General features: G+C 47.5%; 15 protein-coding genes and 1 pseudogene. 7 read left to right on the top strand and 9 right to left on the bottom strand.

Translation table 11 applies throughout. The features are described 5' to 3' along the window. Positions 1-55: 55 nt before the first annotated feature. The 4 genes from CVV54_06930 to CVV54_06915 form a co-directional block, all read right to left on the bottom strand. Positions 56-2,974, bottom strand: a complete 2,919-nt coding sequence (locus CVV54_06930; GenBank protein PKL04271.1) for a helicase — start codon at positions 2,972-2,974, stop codon at positions 56-58. A 134-nt stretch (positions 2,975-3,108) separates the two neighbouring features. Beyond that, positions 3,109-3,855, bottom strand: a complete 747-nt coding sequence (locus tag CVV54_06925; GenBank protein ID PKL04230.1) for a hypothetical protein — start codon at positions 3,853-3,855, stop codon at positions 3,109-3,111. A 400-nt stretch (positions 3,856-4,255) separates the two neighbouring features. Next, complete coding sequence (locus CVV54_06920; GenBank protein ID PKL04229.1) at positions 4,256-4,666, bottom strand: antitoxin HicB; 411 nt, start codon at positions 4,664-4,666, stop codon at positions 4,256-4,258. A 17-nt stretch (positions 4,667-4,683) separates the two neighbouring features. Then, positions 4,684-4,920, bottom strand: coding sequence for a hypothetical protein (locus tag CVV54_06915; GenBank protein ID PKL04270.1), 237 nt, complete (start codon positions 4,918-4,920; stop codon positions 4,684-4,686). A gap of 186 nt (positions 4,921-5,106) precedes the next feature. Here CVV54_06915 and CVV54_06910 point away from each other — a divergent pair, with 186 nt between their 5' ends. From CVV54_06910 to CVV54_06890, 5 genes and pseudogenes are all read left to right on the top strand, one after another. Beyond that, a complete protein-coding gene (locus CVV54_06910) occupies positions 5,107-6,081 on the top strand; it encodes a hypothetical protein (GenBank protein ID PKL04228.1) in 975 nt (324 codons plus the stop codon). Between the two features lie 426 nt (positions 6,082-6,507). Next, positions 6,508-7,776 carry an abortive phage infection protein gene (locus CVV54_06905; protein PKL04227.1) on the top strand — a complete coding sequence of 423 codons (1,269 nt, stop codon included), beginning with the start codon at positions 6,508-6,510 and terminating at the stop codon, positions 7,774-7,776. Continuing rightward, positions 7,776-8,426 carry an RloB-like protein gene (locus CVV54_06900; protein ID PKL04226.1) on the top strand — a complete coding sequence of 217 codons (651 nt, stop codon included), beginning with the start codon at positions 7,776-7,778 and terminating at the stop codon, positions 8,424-8,426. Before CVV54_06905 ends, CVV54_06900 begins: the two co-directional genes overlap by 1 nt. A gap of 378 nt (positions 8,427-8,804) precedes the next feature. Then, a complete protein-coding gene (locus CVV54_06895; GenBank protein ID PKL04225.1) occupies positions 8,805-9,428 on the top strand; it encodes a hypothetical protein in 624 nt (207 codons plus the stop codon). Between the two features lie 17 nt (positions 9,429-9,445). Then, positions 9,446-9,707, top strand: a pseudogene (locus CVV54_06890) (hypothetical protein). 48 nt (positions 9,708-9,755) lie between these two features. Here CVV54_06890 and CVV54_06885 read toward each other — a convergent pair. Further along, positions 9,756-11,060: an alpha/beta hydrolase gene (locus tag CVV54_06885; protein ID PKL04224.1), complete on the bottom strand. Its 1,305-nt coding sequence runs from the start codon at positions 11,058-11,060 to the stop codon at positions 9,756-9,758. Positions 11,061-11,453: 393 nt separating this feature from the next. On the opposite strand from CVV54_06885, the gene CVV54_06880 reads away from it, so the two are divergent. After that, positions 11,454-14,432 (top strand): hypothetical protein, encoded by a 2,979-nt coding sequence (locus CVV54_06880; GenBank protein PKL04223.1) that lies wholly within the window; start codon positions 11,454-11,456, stop codon positions 14,430-14,432. A 361-nt stretch (positions 14,433-14,793) separates the two neighbouring features. Here CVV54_06880 and CVV54_06875 read toward each other — a convergent pair whose 3' ends face one another. Next, positions 14,794-17,700: a hypothetical protein gene (locus tag CVV54_06875; protein PKL04222.1), complete on the bottom strand. Its 2,907-nt coding sequence runs from the start codon at positions 17,698-17,700 to the stop codon at positions 14,794-14,796. 618 nt (positions 17,701-18,318) lie between these two features. Between CVV54_06875 and CVV54_06870 the strand changes: the two genes are divergently transcribed. Further along, positions 18,319-19,158: a small-conductance mechanosensitive channel gene (locus tag CVV54_06870; protein ID PKL04221.1), complete on the top strand. Its 840-nt coding sequence runs from the start codon at positions 18,319-18,321 to the stop codon at positions 19,156-19,158. A 46-nt stretch (positions 19,159-19,204) separates the two neighbouring features. Here the strand turns inward: CVV54_06870 and CVV54_06865 are convergent, their stop codons facing one another. From CVV54_06865 to CVV54_06855, 3 genes are read right to left on the bottom strand one after another with little or no spacing between them, the layout of a single operon-like run. Further along, on the bottom strand, positions 19,205-19,702 hold the full coding sequence (locus CVV54_06865; GenBank protein ID PKL04220.1) for a hypothetical protein: 498 nt from the start codon (positions 19,700-19,702) through the stop codon (positions 19,205-19,207). 3 nt (positions 19,703-19,705) lie between these two features. Further along, positions 19,706-20,809 (bottom strand): ABC transporter permease, encoded by a 1,104-nt coding sequence (locus tag CVV54_06860; GenBank protein PKL04219.1) that lies wholly within the window; start codon positions 20,807-20,809, stop codon positions 19,706-19,708. Beyond that, a complete protein-coding gene (locus CVV54_06855; protein PKL04269.1) occupies positions 20,809-21,855 on the bottom strand; it encodes an ABC transporter in 1,047 nt (348 codons plus the stop codon). Before CVV54_06855 ends, CVV54_06860 begins: the two co-directional genes overlap by 1 nt.

Raw genomic sequence — 21,855 nt, 5'->3', positions numbered from 1 at the left:
GACAAAATTGCTGCAAGGATGTTATATTACATAAACATTGACAAAACCACCGAGTCTAAAGAATATCTTTTTCCACTTCCATTAGCAATTCCTCGGCGATTTCGCGGTTTTCAAACCGCATCATACTTTCCTCGCTTCTCCCATACGAAAGTAGGTTAATGCTGCCATACCAAACAATTCGACGATCGATAATGGCAAACTTCTGGTGAATACGTTCTTTCACAATCACCTTTACATTGCCGTTCTTTAGATCAGCAATCATATCGAATACTTTTTGCCTGGACGCATTTGAAAATGATTCTGGCGAACGCGTAAACACCACGACATTTGCTCCCTGTTGAAGGGAGGTCACGAATAACCTCTTCATCTGGCTTACACGTCCCTTGCTGAGATAAGGGCTAAAAATGAGGATTTCTTTCGTTGCCTGCTCCATATCATTAGACAATACAGAGAGAAAACTCTGTTCATTGAAGATGGTCCCGATTTTTGGATCAGGCTCTGACGGAAATGCTCGAACAGAAAAGCCCAGTGCCGAATACGCTGCAAGGCGCTTATAATACATCCTTTCCAAAACCGGTACGTGAATATCAACATAATCATAAACCACAACTTCTTGCTTATCTTCATAAATCCTATTCAGACGTCCGGCATATTGGGACACAGTACCTTTCCATGCGATCGGCATTGTAACGAAAAGTGTATCAAGCCTAGGCATATCGAATCCTTCTCCAACATATTTCCCCGTTGCGACAATTGCCAAAGGTTCGTTCGCAGGCAAATTACGCAAATCGTTCAAAACAGATTGCTTTTCTTTCGCACTCCCCTTTCCAGTCAAAAAGAACACATGCACATCAGGAAGAATCTTTTGCAATTCTACTGTTAACATTTTGGCATGTTCTACACGCTCCGTTAAGATCAGGGGTGTACCTTTTCCCTTAAGCACATGGGCAATATCTTGAAGAATCATGTCATTTCGTGTCTTATTTTCCGTTAGTACGGAGTACACATCCGTTATTTGCCATGGCTCAGGTTCTGTAACCGGCTTTCTAAACCTTGTCAGGCGTGGTATCAAAGTATGGGACAATCCACGAAGCAATGATTGTTCTTTAGCATCGACACGGTAACGGATAGGTCCGCATTGCTGAAAAATAATCGGATGGTGTCCATCCTGACGAATAGGTGTTGCGCTCAAACCATAAACGTATTTGGCTGTAACCTCACGTAAAACAGTTTCAAATCGAGCTGCAGGTACATGATGGCATTCATCCACAATGACCATCCCGTAGTCTCTTACAAGAGGTTTAGCATCACCTTTATCTATTAAAGAACCTATGATGGCAACATCGATAATTCCGCTTATGTTATTTTTACCGCCGCCTAAGAGACCGACCTTAGATAATTGTTTTTTTCTTCCGCGACATTTTTGCTGTTCAGACAGAGATTCATCGATCTGCAAAAACCGCTCCAGTGAAGTTTTCCATTGGTTCATAAGGGCCTGGGTATGGACCAAAACCAGGGTATTCACTTTGTGGGCAGCGATAACAAAAGCGGCCGTAACTGTTTTTCCAAAAGCGGTTGTGGCGGACAGAACACCGTTATGATGGGAAAGAAGTGCCTCTGCAGCCATTTTCTGTTCGGCATACAGTTCACCGACAAAATCGATTTTTATTGAACGCCCTGATCCAGACAGCGTTTGGATTGTAACTGTAGAACCGGCTCCTTCTATCAAATTCAAAAGATTCGTTTCTAAACCACGCGGAATGCAGATATATTCTTCTGTTTCCCAGGCCGTACAAATAATACGTGGTTTATTATATGTGGGCAAATGCATAGACTGCGATTTATAGAAATCAGGGTTTTTGAACGCCGACAAACGTTTCACCCTCCCCATCGCCCGCTCAGAACAACCTTTCTTTGGAAGATATATCCCATTAGCGCGTACTAATTCAACTAGAGGAGAAAAATCAGCAGCATTCAGAGGCGGAAATGGAGGCTGCTTTTCCCAAGGCTTTTTCTCTGTTTCTGTGTTGGCCAGTACCCCCAATTCGCTGTTTCTGCTAAATTTTAAAGCCATTTCTTCAGCTATTTCAGTAGGAATTTTTTGTACCCCGGCAAGATACGCCCATTGATCAGGATAGGCATCAAACTGTTCATCAACAAATTCACTATATCCTTTTTTGCGAACCAATCCCTGCAACGGTAACGCAATAAGATTACCAAACCCACCATTAGGCATCGTGTCCTGGTTTGGCAGAAAACGGTCATAAGACGCAAAGCTAAGGTTATGCCGCTGCTCCATCGCAACTGTCAGCAATCCGCTGCCCAACTGACGTGCCAAGGTGCAGGATATTGGTTTATCAAAGAAAAACCAAATGTGAGCACCATTACCGGAGCGGGACCGCTCCACATAAACGTTTAGACCGTGCTGGTTGCAAACATCCCCAAAAACAGTCACATCGTCCTGCCAGTTATCATTATCAAAATCAGCGACAAGGAATCGGCACGTCTCATCGGAAAGCATCGGATATACACCTACAACATCTTCGCCATGTGGGTCTTTTCCCCTTAAGTGGCAGTCAATGACTGCTTTTGTTAATGGGAGCAAGTCACGTTTTGGACATTTAGAACATTTGATTTTGGGTTTTTCACAGATACCTCTAACCCACTCGTTGTTACAAGCAGGAACATATCCGGATTTTCCGGTACGCTTGTTTTCATATCTCTTAGCATAAACATCAGTGCGCCCTGAAAATAATTCCATAAACAATTCAATTTTTTCATCGGGACTGCTGTGCTTGTGTATATGTGGATGGGACTGAATATCCATTGAAATGCGATCCGTATCTATCGTTGAAGATATTGAAAAATCAGATGAAAGCGCTTTAGAAGTCATGCCTAATTTTCTTTTTAGTTTATCTATTTCTGCTCTTAGTAGAGCATTTTCACGAAGCAGATCATCATATGTGGGATTCATATATTTTTGGGTCACTATATTATCCTCTTCTTAATTTTGTCTTAAAGGCACTAAATGATATTTTTTACCATTTGGCATGATATAAGGTAATACTTCAATATAATTCTACTTCTAATACAGCCATAACATTAAGGCTAGTTCCAGTGTTCGGGTTTATCGTATCTTAAATCCTTTATGAAGACTGGATCCGGAAACTGGGATGAAGAAAGAAGGCTTTCTTTAATTCGTATATATCTCAATGAGTGATCAGAACAAAAAGACATTAAACTTTTTGCCTTTGCATTGATCGGCAACACCACTCTTATCTTAATATCAGGGGATATTTCAAGAGCTGTTTTCAAAGATGGTATAAGATCGTTGTCGCCGGAAAGTAGATAAATGGCTTCATAAGTTTTAAGCGCTGCAGCTTTTACAATATTTACTGCAATATTAACATCGGTCATTTTTTCCTCATGAGCAATATATTTTTTACGGCAATATCGCTGGACTTCTGTTTTACAGGGGGTATTACATTCAACCATACTCGTTCGATCTTTTTTCATGAACTTTCCAAGTATCACTTTACATCCACAATTTTTATTGAGCAAAACATAATTTTGATGGCGCAGTTTCCTGCTGTCATTCCAATCAGTGTAGGCGCTGAAGTAATAAACATCCTGTAATTCTTCGTTGGACAGAAGCAGTAATTCTGAGAGCTTCCAGAGGTTAAGCCATTTGTACTTATGATAAAGTCTTGTGTTATCCAGAGAATGATAAAGATTGAAGCCATCAATAAAGAATGCAGACTTTCTCAAAATGATCACCCCTAAAAAAAACCCCGCGTCCGCACTCTTTTCAGAGCCGTGACCGACCGGGGGGCTGTGGAAAACCACAGGGCTTATTTAATACTAGTATAGCCCATAATTATGTTGAGTCAACAATAACTCAATAATATTATTTGGTTATTACACGAATTGACATCAAACTATAAATATTAATGGGAATGTCAAGCATGGGCGAGCGGCATTGACAATTGTGAAACTGCGACAAAACATGTCGCGTGAAGCTGTGGTGAAGCGATAGTGCAGTTGTAAATGCTGGCGGAGAGTGCATCCGCCGGAGAATTCAGTCTTCAAGACTTATGGGTCAATTCCCCGGTCATAATTATTTCCGGTTTCACCTTTATCCGGTAATAAATATTACCGGTTTTGCCATTAGGTATCTGAGATATTGATCGACAACAAAGGCAGGCGGATATGCTCCTCGCCTGCTTTTGTCTTTGCTCTGTCGTTTAAATCTGCTTTATCTGTCCTGGATGCCCAGCGAAGCTTTTATACCTGCCTGAAGGATCTGTGAAAAATTGAGTTTTTGTTTTTCAGCCAGTGAATTCAGCCATACCGGTATTGTTACATTTTTCTTGACGCTGCCTGACCGTTTTTCTTCCCTGTAAATGGGAAGCCAGACGTCGATCATAAAAACTGACTGACCGGGCTCCGTTTTGATATCGGTCCCTTTTGACGGAACAGGGATGGTGTCTCCGAGAGATTCGCAGGCCGTGATGAAAACACCGAGAACGTCTTTCGCCATATAAATGGCTTCCTCCTGAGATCCTGCGCATGAGATACATCCCGGAAGGTCCGGAAAAGTGATCGTTATACCGTCTTCAGCATATTCAAAAATTGCAGGGTAAATAGCAAGGTCTTTTTTATTCATGTGAAAACACTCCTTTCTTAGCGGATCTCGTCTATTCCGGTCTGGCGTCTTATTGCCGCCAATGTTCCTTTAGGAATGTCTTTGCCTTTGTTGCTGGGGACTACAGTTCTTCCTTTAGTTACAGGATGGATAAAAACTATGTGGCTTCCGTTACCCAGATCAGTTTCTATCCAACCGGCCTTTTTTAAAATTTTGACGATTTCCTTTTTATTAATGGTGTCCCCCTCCGCTCTGTCGGGATAAGTATATTTTATACTCCTTTTTGGAGTATGTCAAACATAAATAATGAGTACGCATGAAAAATAGGTATAATGTTAAAATTGAGATCATAGCGATTCTAATGCAAAAATCCAAACCCATGGATCCCGGCTCACGGACAGAGAAGCAACGAGTGACGCGTTGCGCAAATCGGCTGGTAGTTACACCAACTGCACACGGGAATGACGGAGAGAGGCGAAATCCTCAGGTTCTGCTTTTCGCCGGCTGTAGCGGCTCTTCTCGGCGATATGATCGCCATTTCTCGCGGTATCTTCAAACCGCACTTCTCAATTGAGCTCGAACCGTTTGACGGTTTCGTCAATTACAACAATAATTGCTCTATCGGATATATATTTGGGCAGCTGAACTCTGATTGGAGGTTTGATGTCATGTCACAACACTATGTTTATAGCTTCTATGCAGAACTCAGGGATTTCAAGCCAAAGATTTGGCGGCGCTTTGAGATCAACGGTGAAAAGACAATGGCGGAACTTGGATACGCCATCATGTTGATGTTTGAAATGCAGGCAAGCCATTTATTTTGCTTCAGAGAAAATGCAAAAGAAAATTTCCTTACTTATCTCCGGGCGGTTTACCCTGATGAAGAAAAATTTAACTCATATGTAGAAAAAATTTCGATGGATGAATTCTTGAATAACGTCCGTTACGAACTGCCGAGCGAAGATATGTTTACTCCGGATGATGAGCGCTTGTTTGAGGCCGATAAGATAAAGCTGGGCAATGTGACTCATTGCCCCGGTTGGAAGGCCTCATTCGAATATGACTACGGTGACGGCTGGGAAATTGATCTGACCCTTGAAAAATGTGAAAAACAGGAGATCTCTCTGGCAATACTGCCCCGCGTGCTCAAAGGTGAAGGCTTTGGCATTGTAGAAGATGTCGGCGGAGTCGGAGGACTTGAAAATCTTGCGAAGGTCCTCAAGAAAGGCAAGGGCAAAGAGTACGAAGAGGCTTGCGAGTGGCTTGACTCTGACAGTCTTGATCTGGAAGCATTCGATATCGACGACATGAATTTCCGCCTGAAAAAACTCATCCGGGTTTACAGGGAATCTTATGAATGCAGATACGATCCAACAGAAAAATCCCTCAGCCTCCTGTTGAGAGAATACAAAGGCAAAGGCGCAAGGGGATATTGATCGAGGATAAAGGCGGGCCGGGAGGTTCATCCGGCCTGGCAATTGGCAAGAATAGGCAAGCGGCTTTACACAATTGTGAAACTGCGACAAAACATGTCGCGTGAAGCAGTGGTGAAGCGATAGTGAAGCAGTTGTAAATGCTGGCGGAGAGTGCATCCGCTGGGAATTTTCGCGTCTGCGTGCGACGGGGAATTTGCATCGCTTCGCATCGCGGAGAATTATGGCGTTCCCGCCATGGATAATGAGAGCTTGAATGACATGGAAAAGTGCGTCTCCATACTCGATGCGAGAAGTGGCAATCTCATTTAACTACGATAATTTTCGAAAATAGCAACACTCAAATGAGACTTTTTCTCATTTGAGTGTTGCTATTTGTTACATAATGAGTATAATTGAGTTCTAGGCAGTATGAGGGAGGGGTCATAAATGCTTTTACAATTCAATTTTAAGAACTTCAAGTCCTTCAAAGAAAATACGTCATTAGATATGACCGCCACTAAAATTTCTGAATATAATAACCACGTAATAAAAGTTGGAAAGGAAAAAGTCCTGCCTGTTGCTGTCATTTTTGGTGCTAATGCGAGTGGCAAATCAAATGTATTGGAAGCATTCAGGTACATGTCGAGATATGTTGTTACCTCCTTCCGCTTCGGGGGAGAAAGATCCGACAAAGAGGGTGCGCCTGAATTCTTCAAGCCCTCACCATTTCTGCTTGATCAAAAAACCAAAGATGCTGGATCATCTTTTGAAGTATATTTTATTTCTTCAGAAGAAACCGGGGAAAAATCATATAATTACGGCTTTACCGTGGACCAAAACGGAGTAAATGAAGAATGGCTCAATTGGAAATCTAAGTCATCGCGCGGCGAATACAAAAGAATATTTTACAGAAAAGGGAAAAAACTGGATCTGCCCGGCATTCCTGCTAAAAGTAAGGAAAACCTCGAAATTGCTCTTGAAAAGGAAACGCTTATAGTTTCACTCGGAGCAAAATTAAAGATCGACAAACTTAAATTTATTCGTGACTGGTTTCTAAATAATGACTTTGCTGACTTTGGAAAACCTTCAGAAAACTTTTTTTTATCAGAAAAGCTTCCCGGAGATTTTGTTGAAAACAAGGATGTCCAGCAAAACGTTGTAAAGTATTTCTCAAAATTCGATCCTTCGATCATTGCATTTGAGATCGAAACGATTGAAAAAGATGAGGAAAATAAATCCATGAAGGTTAAAATTGATGCCGTTCACAGAATGATAGGTACTGACGAGACCGCCAGGATCCCATTGAAACTGGAATCAGCAGGCACGCTTAAAATGTTTGCGCTGTATCCTTTACTGCAAAAAGTGCTCAAAAGCGGTGGAGTTCTCTTGGTTGATGAACTGAATGCAAGACTTCATCCGTTGCTTGTTCGTACTTTTGTCATAGCTTTTCTCGATCAGGAAATCAACCCAAAACATGCCCAGCTGATTTTTACATCTCATGAACCATGGCAGCTGGGCAGCAAAATGCTGAGACGTGATGAGGTCTGGTTCACTGAAAAGGCGGATACGGGCATTTCTACACTTTACTCCTTAGCAGATTTTATCGATGAAGACGGCACAAAAATAAGGAAAGACGAAAACTACGAGAAGAACTACCTTCTGGGAAAATACGGGGCTATTCCCACCATGCAGCATTTCGATATGTTTAAGGGATAATGACCATGGCTGAAAGAAATGGAAAACGAAAGACACGAGAGCAGTTATCAAAACGCCGAGTCCCCGAGTTAGGTTATTACCTTGTAGTAACAGACACTAAAGAAACAGAGAAAAACTATATGAATGGTTTAAGAGAATCTATCCCTGAAGGATTACGGGGAAAACTTGTTATTAAAGTAAGCGAGACGAAAACAGAAAAACTTGTCAGCGAAGCAATAGAAACTGCTTCACTGCAGCCTCAGTACAGAGAACCGTGGATCATTTTCGACAGAGACAGGGTCAAGAATTTTGATCAGATAATTAAAGATGCAGAACAAAATGGTATAAAAGCCGGTTGGTCAAACCCATGCATTGAAATATGGTTCAGTACGTATTTGGGGAAAATGCCGGGATATGATAATTCAGTGGCTTGCTGCAATGGTTTTGCACAAAAGTATCATCGGGTAACAGGCAAAGAATACGATAAATCCGATGCAAGGATATATTCAAAGCTCTGTCAATACGGAGATGAAAAAGAAGCAATTAAATATGCGGGCAGCAAGTACAAGGAACAAAATGAAAAATGCAACAGTAAACCATCAGAGATGTGTCCGTGTACAACAGTGTATAGGCTTGTCAAAGAGATCAAAGATAAAATCGAAAAAGAATGATCCTGTTATGAGCATAGATACTGATCCTATCCCAACTGGGTCGGGAATGCGGTCGGGGAGTCCACCCGGGCAAGCGAGCGGTTGGTTTGGTTCGAAAAGCTAGTAATAGAGAAGGTTCAGAGACGCTGGTTCCCGATTGAAGCATTCGGGGACGACGATAAGGGGCGGTGGAACTGAATTCCCGATGTCGGAAAGCACTCCAGATAGAGAATGGGTCTCAAGTTTTAACAACCGTTTCACTATTGCTTCACAACGGCTTAACGCGACAGGTTTTTGTCGCAGTTTCACAATTGTATGGGCATTCGAGGACGACGGAAGAAACGGCTTACCGGAATACCCCCGGCGGAGAATTAATGATTTAAGACCACATTCTCCGCGATGCAAAGCGATGCAAAGAAGCTTGCTGGTTCGTTTAATATCTCCGGTATTTTGAATCTGACTAAAGACAGCAATGTTTTTCTTGCTCTTTTGGGAATTACACTGTATGGAACCGGGTATGGCATCTTTCTCACAACCATGCCTGCTTATCTGCTTCAGGAAAAGGGATTCGATGCTACATATATAGGCGTATTTTTTTCGCTGTTTTATGTAGCAATCAGCATTTCACAAGTTATTACAGGTAAATTATCTGACCGGTTCGGACCGAATATCTTCATGGTTTTCGGATTGATGCTTGCTTCTCTTGGATTAGCCATTACTCCTTTTCTTGATTTTATCGGAATACTTTTTATGCTTACGATCGCCAGTCTGGGGCTGGGTGTTTTTTATCTTGCTTCCATGATCTTTCTGAACGAAACCGTTGACGAATCCTTCAAGGGGACAATTTCGGGAGCCTACTATCTGTTCTGGGGCATAGGCATGTTCTTTGGACCGCCTGCTTTGTCAGTGATTTCCAGTTACAGCGGGTATACTATCTCTCTTACTGTTTACGCTTTGCTGTTTATAATTGTCGCTGTTGCAATGGCCATCAAAATTAAGCCTGTTTTAAAGAAAGCAGGATAAGAACTTATGATAAACGCATGCGGAAACTGCCTCCGCCTGGCAAGGATATTCTTGACCACATGGTAAGCAAAGAGCTTGCCGAAAATCTCTTCAGAGCGACTCAGACGTGACAATATAGAGAATAAAACTGATGCCAATAAAACGCATTTTGAAATTGGCAAAAAAATTCGTAAGACTATTGCCGAATTTGGAAATGAAATGCCAGAAAACTTGCCAACTCCGCCAGAAAGCACAAAACAGCTGGAATCCCGCAAGAAAAAGGATCTTCCTGCCAAATAATTAATTTGACAATTCCGGGCTGTGGCAGGCCGTACCTGCTTCTTATTATCAGATGTCCTCAAAAACCTCATCAAGCCAGTCATAGATCCGCTGATTCCCCATTAAGTTCCCTCCGGCCTGACAGTGGAGCTCGCTGCCTTCACCGCTTTTGAACACGAGGTAGCTTTTCGGACAGGTGAGTGCGTCATAGAGCTTTCTTGGCTGTCCGCCGAAGAATTGTTCGGCATCGGAATCAACGATGAGTGTATGGCAGGAGATCAGATGGCCACATTCAGCCAGAGTGTACCTGGACTGCTTCAGGTGGAGCTCCGCCGGCGTTTTTGCCCCGAAGGTCCATAGTCCGTTTGTCAGCCCCCAGAAGGTCGTAATGTCAGTTTCAGCGACTTGCCAGGATTTTGCGTTGACCTCGTCGGGTTTATCCTGCACGTATCTGATCAGCTCATCACGCTTCATGCCCAGCCTCTCATAAGTGTTGGCCCAATTGTCAAAGATCCCGGAATTGGCGATCAGGGCCGCGATCCTGTGTTCATAGGCCGCCGCCCTCGGCGCGAGATAGCCGCCCATGCTCATGCCATAAAGAGCTATCCTCTTCGGATCGACATCCTCTCTCTTAAGCAGATAATCAACGACCGGCGTAACTGCCTTTTCCCAGTCATGCCTGAAGGGAAGCCCTTGTTTTCTTATCACGCTGCCCTGACCCGGTCCCTCGAACATAAGGCAGTTATACCCTCTGCGGGCAGCATCCTTACAATAGCCGAGATAGAGCTCTTGTATCGTACCGTCGAACCCCTGGTGCATTATGATGGTGGGAGCGCGCCCTCTCTTTGAAACAGCCGGACAAAAATAACCGGGAAGAACCGTGCCTTCATAAGGGATCCGGACTGCTTCCAGGAAAGGGTGTGTGAGCTTTCGTGCCTCTTCAAAGCAGTACTCCATTTTGTTCCACAGATAAAGGACAGCGGGATCGTCCGGCCGGTCATGGAGATAGAAATCGGCGGATCGATAGTATTCAGAGGCCCGAAGATAGGCCTCCCCGGCACTGACTTTGTGTCCCTTGGACAGGCATTCTTCAGCCGTCTTCTCAATACGCTCCGCCAACGCCTTCCATTCATGATACCATGCGTCCAGAAGCTGCTGCCTGTCACCTTCCTTTTGCTTGATACGGACTGCGGCAGCGAGCGATTCCCCGATGTCAGCACCATGTTCAACAGTCTTGGCCATCACCCTGATCAGCTCGAACACGAGGCTTTCGTCTTTGAATATGAATCCCTTGTACCATTTCGGCACCTCTGTCCCGGCCCGGTCCCCTTGCGCCTTTGTCAGCGCGGCGATCTCCTCACCGTCATTTCTCATCGTCGTATCCCCCTTTTCTGTTCCCGAAATATGACACTTCAGATCCGTTCTTTCACACAACTGCTTCAAGCCTGACGTGATGCAGATCCACCGTCCATCATGACTGAACATTTATAAAATTAAAAAATCAACAACGATATTAGGATGTATTTCAGGCTTTAAAGTATCATCAGTTTTTTGCAAATGTCAAATCATGTTCACATTATTCATAGCGCGGCATCCTCATGCCGCACTTCCCCCGTTCCTAACTATCGTTTACCAAGCGGTCGCCATCATCTATCAACCTCTTCTCCAACATCTAGACGCTGATCCAAAATAGACTTACAATGATCTATTATCAGTTTATTACATCAAATTATTATCAGATAATCCCAAATAGGGGAGGGAAATTCCTTGAATCAAGTGAAGTTCCGATTCCGCAACAATTTGATCCCGATGTTCTTTGTTATGCTTTTCCTTTTAACACTTCCGGCTTACTCCGCTGACTGGGTTTCTCCCGGAGGTGCGGGAAGCTACGCCGTAACAAAACCTGCCGATGGGACCAGACCCGATGGAGGTCCGGTAAAAATGACTCTGCCGGCAGTCGGGCCGAACGTCGACGCATCAGCGGCCGAGAAACGCAAGGTCCCGACCTCTGACTGGTGGACACCGCTTGCGTGGGTCGACCCGAACGATCTGCCGGACAGGCCCGCGGAAATGAAAACACAGCGGCACGGCCTGTCATGGGAGCTCTTCAGCGAACCGCTTGTCTTTCAGCCGCAGAAGGGCGGACTTGCCGTATCACTCAATGTTCCAGACAGCCAGCGCGCAGGGATGAAGAACAACGTTCTTACTGCCGGCGCCGGATTCATGCAGGAAGTTGTGGGAACTGACAGCAAGGGGATATCTCCCTACTTCAACACCTTCTTCGACCAGGATATGTACCTGGGCTCAACGCTTTCAGGATGGAACCAGGCTGCCTACACTGCTGTAAGTGTGACTGGATGGAGCGACTGGTTCGTAAACTTTTCAATGACTTCCCCTGCAGAGACGATGAAAGTAACGGCTGGGAACGGATGGCCCTTCCTTCTTGTTAAGCTAGCAAACGGAGCACCTCAGGTCACGTTCCAGTCATGGAACATCGGCAAGGTGGTTCCTCTTGTCGGAAGCTCATTCCAGGTCAACTCAGGCATGGCAAACGGCCAGCAAATTCCGTCTGCTGCATTCGCCGTTGTCAATCAGGTCCCGTTTGGAAAGGCAAAGATACCGGACAGCTCTGAAAGCAAAGATTACAGCACCTACACCGTCTACGCTGTGTTCGGTCCCGCCGGTTCAACATGGACGCTCGACAAGGCCCAGAAGGATGACTCAAGGGTACTCAACACGGCCGTCTGCTCGGCAGGAAAGCACTATGCTGTTGCCGTTCTTCCCTGCCCTTGGGGCAAGACGATATACGATGAACCCACTGAAGAAGACGTGCGTAAACTGTTGGCTGAGTTCGCCTCCCGGGCCTTCCTTGAAGTTACGGACACACGGGTCGCTCCGGTATTATCGGGAAGTTCTGTGACCGTTCAGTTTAATTACACAACAAGCCCTCTGGCAGGAGAGTCCCCTTCCGGCGACGGAACGCTCTTCGCCATGTATCCCCACCAGTATCTGGATCAGTCCGTAAAAATACTCGATAGCTCCATGTCCCCTACAGCTTCGTCCTCGTGGACGAAAGGCTGGTACTGGCCCTCACTGAAAGGACGTATGCTTCTTGCGGCAGGGAATTCGTTCACCAACACATACGATGTCCCGCCCTGCCTTCCTGCCGTGATAGACAAACCTGACAAAGCTAAGGCAGACCGTATGGCATCGCTGCTGCAGCAGGCTCTTGATACTCAGGACCCCAACTTCCTTTCGCAGGGAAGCTACTTCGGAGCGCAGGAGATGCACAGGCTTGCTATGCTCCTTCCGGTCGCGGAGATGGTGGGACAGACTTCTGCCGGCGTTTCATCGGTGGACAGCACAACGAAGTCCATATACAAAAGGGCAGCTGAAACGATGGGATATCGCCTGCGAGCCATTCAGGACGGCAAAACATCCCTGAAAAACGCGGCGCAGCATGCGTTCTATTACGATACTCGCTGGGGATCAATGATCCCCTCATGCGAAGACGGCTTCGCTGCAGACAGCCTGCTCAACGACCACCACTTCCACTTCGGATACTTCGTCAAGACAGCTGCAGAAATCGCGCGCTGGGAGAAGACCCATCAGTCGGATCCGGATAATCTGGGATGGGCTGCAGACTATGCGCCGATGATAAAGCTTCTGATCAAAGATATCGCAAACACGGACCGTACCGGAAAAGGCTCGGATCCCGACTTCCCCTTCCTGCGGCATTTCAGCCCCTACGCGGGGCATTCCTGGGCAAGCGGCACATCGCGCGGCAACCAGGGCGGCCAGCAGGAATCTACATCCGAAGCCATCCAGGCCTGGGCGGCGCTTCTTCTGTGGGCGCAGCTGAACTATCCTGCCGACTCCTCCAACGCAGAACTTGAAAAATGGGCCGCATACATGTTCGCATCGGAAGTCCGCTCGGCCGAGCTCTACTGGTTCGGCTACACTACAAACGATGCCTTCCGCCCCTTCCTGAGTTTCCGTCAATTCGCGGCAAAAAGCGACAATGTCCCTATGACCTATGTCCCTTCTATGGTCTCGCAGATAAACCAGAACGAAATGACCTTCCAGACGGACTTTGGAAATCCGCCTCTACTTAAGCACGGCATACAGTGGCTGCCGCTGACCGGATCGTCGCTCTATCTCGGCGTGAACGAAGGCGCGCTCGCTGAACAGGACGTTAAGGGGTACATCGAGACTGACTGGCCAAAGCTGGGAGCGGGACAGGATCCCCCGTCTCCGTCGGATAAGGACAAACTGCTTATGATGAAGTCCCTCACGAAGTCTTACACGGCGGATGCAAAGGCTCTTATCACGCCGGATGCAGCGGGAGGCATTCCTCTCGACAAATGGAAGATGCAGTGGGAGATCCCTGCTCCGAACTACGATACGCTCATCCTACAGGATTCGTCACGCGCTGCCGTCTTCTGGTGGATAGACTCCCACCTTTCGCACGGTACGGCGATCCATGCGGACAACGACGCAGACCACACCTCAGCGGCAAGCTTTATCAACAGCAACGGAGACAAGGTCTACGTAGCCCACAATCCTGGAACGACTTCCCTTACTGTGACGTTCGACGACGGCAAGACCCTTGCCGTCCCGGCACTCGGATATGCACATGAGGTGGTCCCGTCTGCAGGAAGCGGAGGATGTTCCGCAGGCTTCCCCGTGATGGCCATGCTCCTGGCATTGCCGGCGCTGATGCTGCTATCCAGGCGCCGCAAGTAAATAAGGGCAGGCGGAGAGTGCATCCGCCGGGAAGTGCAGCATCAAGATGCCGCACTTCCTGCCATACCATAAATACCTGGGAATTGGGGCAGATGGCGTGCTTTTGTTGTTTTAATACATTGTATGGAATTGGGATTTAGAGCAAGTGATAACGACGCAGGATCTGCCGGAAAAACATCCGACGGGAGTCAGTAGGGAATCGATTGCAAATCAGTTGGTCCTTAGAGATCTTAACAACAGCTTCCCCACTGCTTCGCGGCGATGAAATCGCCACTTCCCGCGGCATCATCATGCCGCACTTCGCCAAAGTATTAAACATACGTCGAAGGAAGGCTCCGCAAGCTTTGCTAAGTTAGCGCTGCTATAAATCCCAATTCCTTGCAATTTTTAGGAGCTCATCGGCAATCCATATCGTGGAGGCAACCAGAAAGATCATCATCCAGTCTCTCAGTGAAAGGCTTACAGTTTTGAAAAGCATATGTCCCAGAGGACTCTGGACTGCTGCTATCTGCATAATTATTGCGCTGCCGACTCCGAGAAGGACCCAGTGGTTGGAGAAGGGACCCACGGAAAAGATCGACTTCGTGGAGGAACGGGCATTGAAAGCCTGGAACCACTGAAACGCAGCCAGGGTCGTAAAGGCTATGGTCCGTGCGTAGCTGAGGCCTCCGGTCTCATTTGAATACCAGAAGAGGCCTATCGTGCCCACGGCCATGATGGGTGTCAGAATGACTATTCTCATAACAGCGACACGGTCGATGATGAACTCTTTTGGGTCCCTCGGAGGCTGTTTCAGGATGTCGGCATGTCCCGGTTCCATACCCAAAGGTACTGTACAGGTCCCGTCTGTCACCAGATTGACCCACAGCACCATTACCGCCGTAAGCGGCAGGTCGAGTCCTATGACCAGGGCCGCCACCAGGGTGAGGATCTCTCCGAGGTTAGTTGCCAGGAGAAAGTAGACCACACGCTGCAGGTTGTTGTAGATGACCCGGCCCTCTTCCACAGCTTGCACGATCGTGGCGAAGTTGTCATCCACCAGGATCATGTCTGCAGCCTCTTTGGCCACTTCGGTTCCCGTTATTCCCATGGCAACGCCGATGTCGGCACCCTTCAGGGCAGGGGCATCGTTAACTCCGTCGCCTGTCATTGCAACTATGTGTCCCGCTTCCTTTAGTGATTCCATGATCTTCAGTTTGTGAGCCGGTGTTACCCGGGCAAAGACGCCTCGTTCGAGCGCTGCCCGTGCAAGCTCATGTTTTTCCATACCATCAATTTCCCTGCCTGTTACTGCCTCATCGCTGTCGGAAATGCCGACCGCCTTTGCTATGGCAAGGGCTGTTACGGCGTGATCACCTGTTATCATCACAGGCCGGATCCCCGCGCCCTTTGCTTTTTTCACGGCCTCAATGCTTTCTTCCCGGGGCGGGTCCATCATTCCCCACAATCCTGCCAGTATCAGGCTTCCTTCGGCTTCAGACCGTTCCAGCTTTCCTTCGATACCTGAGATTTCCCGATAGGCTCCGGCGAGTACACGGAGAGCCTCAGATGCCATCTGCTCGCTGCGTTCTACTATCTCGCTGCGGCGTTTGTCATCCAGTTCTGCAGCTTCTCCGTTTATAAAAACATGGGAACAGAATTCCATGATACGTTCAGGGGCGCCTTTAACGAGAACCGCGTGCGCATTGCCGTTATCAGTCCTATTGAGTGTAGCCATGTATTTGGTGCTGCTGGAGAGAGGTATTTCGGAGAGTCGTTCAGCCCTCTCCGGGAGTCTTTCCAGTCCAGCCTTTTTTGCTGCCACAACCAGAGCACCGTCGCTTGGATTTCCTTCTACGTACCATTGTCCGTCTTTTTCCTTCAGTGCGGCATTGTTGCAGTAAAGTCCGATTTCCAACAGCCTGGTAAGATCACCCGACATATCTTTTTCGCCATCTGCGGACCTGATCTCACCCTCAGGGGCATAGCCCTCGCCGCTTACTTTGTATGTAACGCCTCCGGCCCAGATATTCCGGACCGTCATTTGATTCTTTGTAATTGTCCCGGTCTTGTCCGTGCATATTACGGTGGTGGAACCAAGGGTCTCTACGGCAGCCATGCGGCGGATGATGGCGTTCTTGCCGGCCATGCGCTGTACACCCAGGGCCAGTGTAACGCTGATAACGGCGGGAAGTCCCTCAGGGATGGCAGAGACAGCGAGTGCCACGGAGAACATCAGCATATCCAGGATCTCATATCCGCGAAGCAGCCCCAGCCCAAAGACGACCGCAGCAAATGCGATGCTGCCGATGCCAAGGACCATGCTGAGCCTGTTCATTTTCTTTTGCAGAGGTGTGTCTTCCCTGCCTGTGGTCCTGACCTCAGCCGCTATCCTGCCTATCTGGGTATTCATTCCGGTTGCCACTACCAGGGCCCGCCCTCGGCCGCCGGTCACGCTGGTGGACATGTGTACGATATTTTTCTGATCAGCCAGAGGGATATCCTGTTCCAGAGTATCCGTGGACTTGCCGACCGGCAGGGATTCGCCCGTGAGAGCGGATTCATCGACCTCGAGCTCCTCAGACCATGTGACCCTTGCAGTTGCGGCTACCCTGTTGCCTGTCTCAAGGATCAGGATGTCTCCGGGCACCACATCAGAAGCATCGATCTCCTTAGTGTTTCCGTCTCTGATCACCCTTGCATGTGGAGATGTCATTCGGCGAAGCGCGTCAATCGCCCCTTCCGCCCTCCACTCCTGGAAAAATCCAAGCAATGTGTTGAGGACTATGACACCGGCAATGACAGCCGCATCTATGGCATGGCCTACAAAGAGAGAGAGGGCAGCGGCACCGGCCAGCAGGTAGATCAGCGGGTTGTTGACCTGACTGATCAGCATCATAAAAGGCCCCGCCCCCTCCTCGACATCCAGCGAGTTCGGACCTTTCTCGGCAAGGCGTTCTTTTGCCTGAGCCGAAGTAAGCCCCTTCTCAGAGACCCCCTGAAGCTTAAGGGCTTCCTCCGTATCTATAGAATGCCAACGGTCATCATAATTATCTTTGTTCATATTTACCGCCCCTGTCGAAAAACCTGTAAGTAGCAATGGGTCTTTAAATGATGTCATTGTAGGGTCAATCGTGCCCCTCAACAACCGGCAGAATGCCGACATAGGGGACGGAGAAGTGCGGCGTGATAATGCCGCGAGAAGTGGCGATTCCATCGCCGGGAAGCAGTTGGGAAGCAATGGTTTTAAAAATATAGCTGAGCAATGGCTAAGCGGTCGCGGACTCATTCACCATCGTCATTCCGGTATGCGGTTGTCGGGAAAGCACCGTTTTCCGTCAGGAAAATTTTTTTAAATTAACCATAGTGCTCGAACCATTTCAAATGCGCTTTGAGATACCGGAATAGAGGCTTTTGTTTAGGCCCCATAAAGCCAGTCATAGACAAAATCTAGAGACACTGGATTCCCGATGGACCCATTCGGGAACGACGGAGAGTGAGCCCAGTTCTGGAAAAGAAAGTGATTTTGAACCTCCGCGGCCTTTGGTCGCAATTCTCCGCGATGCGAAGCGAGTAAATTCTCCAGCGATGAACTTCGCGAATTCTCCGCAGCCAGAGGCTGCAAATTCTCCGATCCTGGCCCTGCCCCAACGATCGTTTGACCGCCCTTACAACTGCTTCACTACCGCTTCACCATTGTTTCACGCGACATATTTTTGTCGCAGCTTCACAATGTAAAAGCTGCTTGCCTATCGCTTGCCAGGGCGGTATCTTCAAGCCGCACTTCCCGGCGGACGTTACCCCGCCAGCCCTCCGGACGCTTCTTGTGGCAGGAAAAGCGCTTTGCTCTTCAGTGTTATGGTAAAATTAATTAAAATAACTATTTTCTGGAAGGATGATTTACTTCATGCCTGTTGATTTTGATTCTTTTAAACTGCTTCTTGAAAAATTCACTCTGACTTCTATACTTCCCGCGATACTTTACCTGTTGGTCGGGCTTTTTGTCATAAGGATGCTGCTTTCTTTTTTAAATAACAGGCTGGGAAAATCAAATATTGATGTAACGCTCCATAGGTTCCTCTCAGGCTCTGTCAAGCTTGTGCTCTATTTTATCCTCTTTATGATGGTTGCAAGTGCGCTGGGGATCCAGGTCACATCGCTGGTGGCGGTACTGAGCGTTGCAGGATTGGCTGTCTCCCTGTCTGTACAGGGACTGCTGTCCAATGTCCTGTCAGGGCTCATGCTGCTTTTCATAAAACCCTTCAAGGTTGGGGATTACGTCGAAGTGGGCGGAGTGGGAGGTTTTATCAAAGAGATCGGTTTTGTCCATACAAAAATACTCTCTTTCGAAAATATCCTGATATATATGCCCAACAGTGAAGTGTCAAACGGAAAGATAACAAATTACAGCACGGAAGAAAAACGGAGATTCAACCTTAATTTTACAGTCTCCTACGACTGTCCACCCGATAAGGTGCGTGAAGTACTGTTGGAATATGTATCCTCTAACCCCAACATTGACAATGAACCTGCGCCTTTCGTCGCGGTAAGCAAATACAAGGAGAGTTCCATCGAATACGTGGTCAGGGCGTGGGCGGACAACAGTGTATACTGGGACGCATACTGGGATATTCACAATGGCATGGATGCATTGTTCAAGAAGAACGGCCTCGTAATGACCTATCCCCATCTAAACGTTCACATCAATAATAAATCTTTGGAAGATAATAATAATACCGCCCAGTGATAGGGGCGGTATTTTTATGTCTAATTATCTCTTGTCCGATAGGATATCAGTCAGATAGAGCGGGCGGCTCAATTTCTCCTGTCGTCTCTGTCGCAGCTTCCGGTTCCGTTTCAGGAGCAGGAGCCTGAACCATTGATCCGGGCAGGGGCAGATAGACATCCGGCGCTTTTTCTGCAACTGCGGGGATGGATATCATCAAGGAGGAAGTCTTTCCGAAATTGAAGTCTCTTTCCTCCGTTTTGATGACTTTGTCTGAATCCTCATCAACTATTTCTACTTTGATCGTATGGTTGGGGCCGGTGACCTTCACCACGTCTCGCTCTTTAGCATAGAGCTCTATTGCTTTCCCGGCATCCCCGTTTATGGTTATCCTGACAAACTCCGCAGCTTCGTAACTTTTTCCGTTGATCTCAACTGTTTTGTTGTCCAGAAGGATCTCGTGTTCCTTGCCGTAATAATAGAGGAAAAAACCAATAACGATCAGGAGAGATAAAAGGACCAGCCTTATCACCAGTCTCTTTTTATTGACAGATCCGTTGTTCATGGTCTAATCCTCCCCCCTCAGGCTTCTGCGTGCCTCTGCCTTGGCTCTCATCCTTCTCCAGGCGTGGAGGACAAGTGCAAGGGCTATTATGCCGTAGGAGACGAAAACCCTGAAGTATTCACCAAGCTGTGCCTGTCCGATAAGCTCCTTGCCTGCCATGGGGGAGACGACAAACATCAGGTGGAAAAGGACAACTCCGACGAATACGTTCGTTATAGTCGCTCTGCTTACAGAGGCTCCCCCGATGAGGATCGCAGCTATGGCGAACATCCCCGCCTGTTCATGGCTGTTGTATGTGTTCATGGTACCGATATTCTGAAGGAATATTATCTGTCCGTAACATGCAAGGATCGTAGATATGAGTATCGCTATTATCCTTGTCCGTTCAACGGGGATACCTGCTTCCTCGGCAACTTTCATATCCTGTCCGAGAGCCCTCATGTCCTGCCCCAGCTTTGTCTTTCTGAACCAGATTATCAGGATACAGAAAAGGCCTATGAGTATGAATGTCGCAAGGGGGATGTCTATGCCTGAGATGCTTACAGGGATGAGGTTGTCGAGAACATGCCTTACTCCTGTGAGGTTTATCGCGTTCCTGATGCCGTATCCTCTGGAAAGGACCAGCTGCGGGTTGCTGATCGGGATGAGACGTCCCATAGTGTAGAGCACTATCAGCTGATAGACGCCGTTGATGAAGAATCCCAGGATGTATGATGTGACCATTTCCCTGCCTTTGGCCCTGTTGAGGACCGCTCCGCATATATAGCCCAGGATTATTGCAATGGGGGTTCCTATCAGCCCGGCAAGCATCATTCCGTAAACACCTGTCACTGCCCAGTCTGTTACGAAGATGAGCCCTATCTGCCCTGCCATCGCTCCCAGGACCATACCAAAGTTGAGTCCCATCCCCGCAAGTATCGGGATCAGAAGAGAAAGAACAAGGAATGAGTTTCTTGCCAGCCTTGTAAGCATCTCCTGTATGAGATAGTTGGCAGAGAAGCCTGAGATCGGTATCGCTATGACGGAAAGGCCGATAAAGATTATGGGGACGGCATTATTGGCCAGGATATTTTTGATGTTGAATGAGCCTTTATTTTTGTCCGCCATTATCTCTTCACCATCACTTTCCTGGTAAGGGCGTAGAGGATCATTCCGTTACTGACTATGATCCTGATAACTTCAGACATGTCAGTCTGCATTACACTGTTTATTACGGAGGGTGTCATTGTAAGTATTCCCTGGAAGAGGAAAGTGCCTACGACCACGTTGACCATGGAGGCCTTGTTTACCGATGCGCCACCGAGCAATATCGCTGCTACAGCAGGGAAGGCCATATAAAAGGGACCCATGTAGAGCTGGACGAATCCGAAGCTCTGTTCGTATACAAGTATTCCGACGGCACCCAGTACTGTTGAGAGTATTACTGAGATGGTGCGCATTTTGTCTACGTCAATGCCGGAAGCCCTTGCAAACTCAGGGTTTGAACCTACTGCTGTCACCGCAGTCCCAGTCTTTGTACGGAAAAATCCCCATACGAGGAATATCATGAGCGCAAAGAAAATATACATCCCTATGGGCAGATAGAAGAATTCCCCTATCCTTATGTTGAGGTGTTTGCTGAGCGCGTTGAACCAGAAGCCTTCAACGCTTATCGTAGTTCTGAGCCCCGAACCGCCGTAGCCCCAGATCATCGTCGGGCTGGTGTAAGGGAGGAGAAGCCAGGCCATGCACATCAAAGCAACAGATGAGAATCCCACGTATGTAGCGATCATCATCTCATCACCCTTGACCCTGTTTAGAAGCTGGCCGTACATCCATCCAAAAACTACTGCCAGCGGAACTGCTATCGCCATTGCCAGCAGAAATCCGATACTTCCTTCTATCCCGATCTGGATAGATGTTACAGCTCCGAGGAGCCCGGCTATTATCCCGAGTGGGAGGCCGAAGTTGAGCCCGCACCCTGACTGGACCATTGGGACCATCGCAAGTACAAGCACTCCGTTCATTCCAACGCGAACAAGAGTATCAGAAAGCGAAGCGTCCAGACGAACTCCTACCATGGGAGCCGCGATAAAGAGTGAGAGGAGGAAGAGCCCGATTATTATTCGGGGCCACCCAGCATTTTCAATAAAAGCCTGAAGTTTTTCTTTCAT

Source organism: Synergistetes bacterium HGW-Synergistetes-1 (genome assembly GCA_002839185.1).
Classification (GTDB): Bacteria; Synergistota; Synergistia; order Synergistales; family Synergistaceae; genus Caenicola.
This window is presented reverse-complemented; position numbering and strand designations above follow the sequence as displayed.

Excerpts from the sequence above, each read along its gene's own strand:
- CVV54_06930 (PKL04271.1), bottom strand. The coding sequence starts at position 2,974 with ATGAATCCCACATATGATGATCTGCTTCGTGAAAATGCTCTACTAAGA.
- CVV54_06920 (PKL04229.1), bottom strand. The coding sequence starts at position 4,666 with ATGAATAAAAAAGACCTTGCTATTTACCCTGCAATTTTTGAATATGCT.
- CVV54_06910 (PKL04228.1), top strand. The coding sequence starts at position 5,107 with ATGACGGAGAGAGGCGAAATCCTCAGGTTCTGCTTTTCGCCGGCTGTA.
- CVV54_06905 (PKL04227.1), top strand. The coding sequence starts at position 6,508 with ATGCTTTTACAATTCAATTTTAAGAACTTCAAGTCCTTCAAAGAAAAT.
- CVV54_06900 (PKL04226.1), top strand. The coding sequence starts at position 7,776 with ATGACCATGGCTGAAAGAAATGGAAAACGAAAGACACGAGAGCAGTTA.
- CVV54_06895 (PKL04225.1), top strand. The coding sequence starts at position 8,805 with ATGCAAAGCGATGCAAAGAAGCTTGCTGGTTCGTTTAATATCTCCGGT.
- CVV54_06885 (PKL04224.1), bottom strand. The coding sequence starts at position 11,060 with ATGAGAAATGACGGTGAGGAGATCGCCGCGCTGACAAAGGCGCAAGGG.
- CVV54_06875 (PKL04222.1), bottom strand. The coding sequence starts at position 17,700 with ATGAGTCCGCGACCGCTTAGCCATTGCTCAGCTATATTTTTAAAACCA.
- CVV54_06870 (PKL04221.1), top strand. The coding sequence starts at position 18,319 with ATGCCTGTTGATTTTGATTCTTTTAAACTGCTTCTTGAAAAATTCACT.
- CVV54_06865 (PKL04220.1), bottom strand. The coding sequence starts at position 19,702 with ATGAACAACGGATCTGTCAATAAAAAGAGACTGGTGATAAGGCTGGTC.
- CVV54_06860 (PKL04219.1), bottom strand. The coding sequence starts at position 20,809 with ATGGCGGACAAAAATAAAGGCTCATTCAACATCAAAAATATCCTGGCC.
- CVV54_06855 (PKL04269.1), bottom strand. The coding sequence starts at position 21,855 with ATGAAAGAAAAACTTCAGGCTTTTATTGAAAATGCTGGGTGGCCCCGA.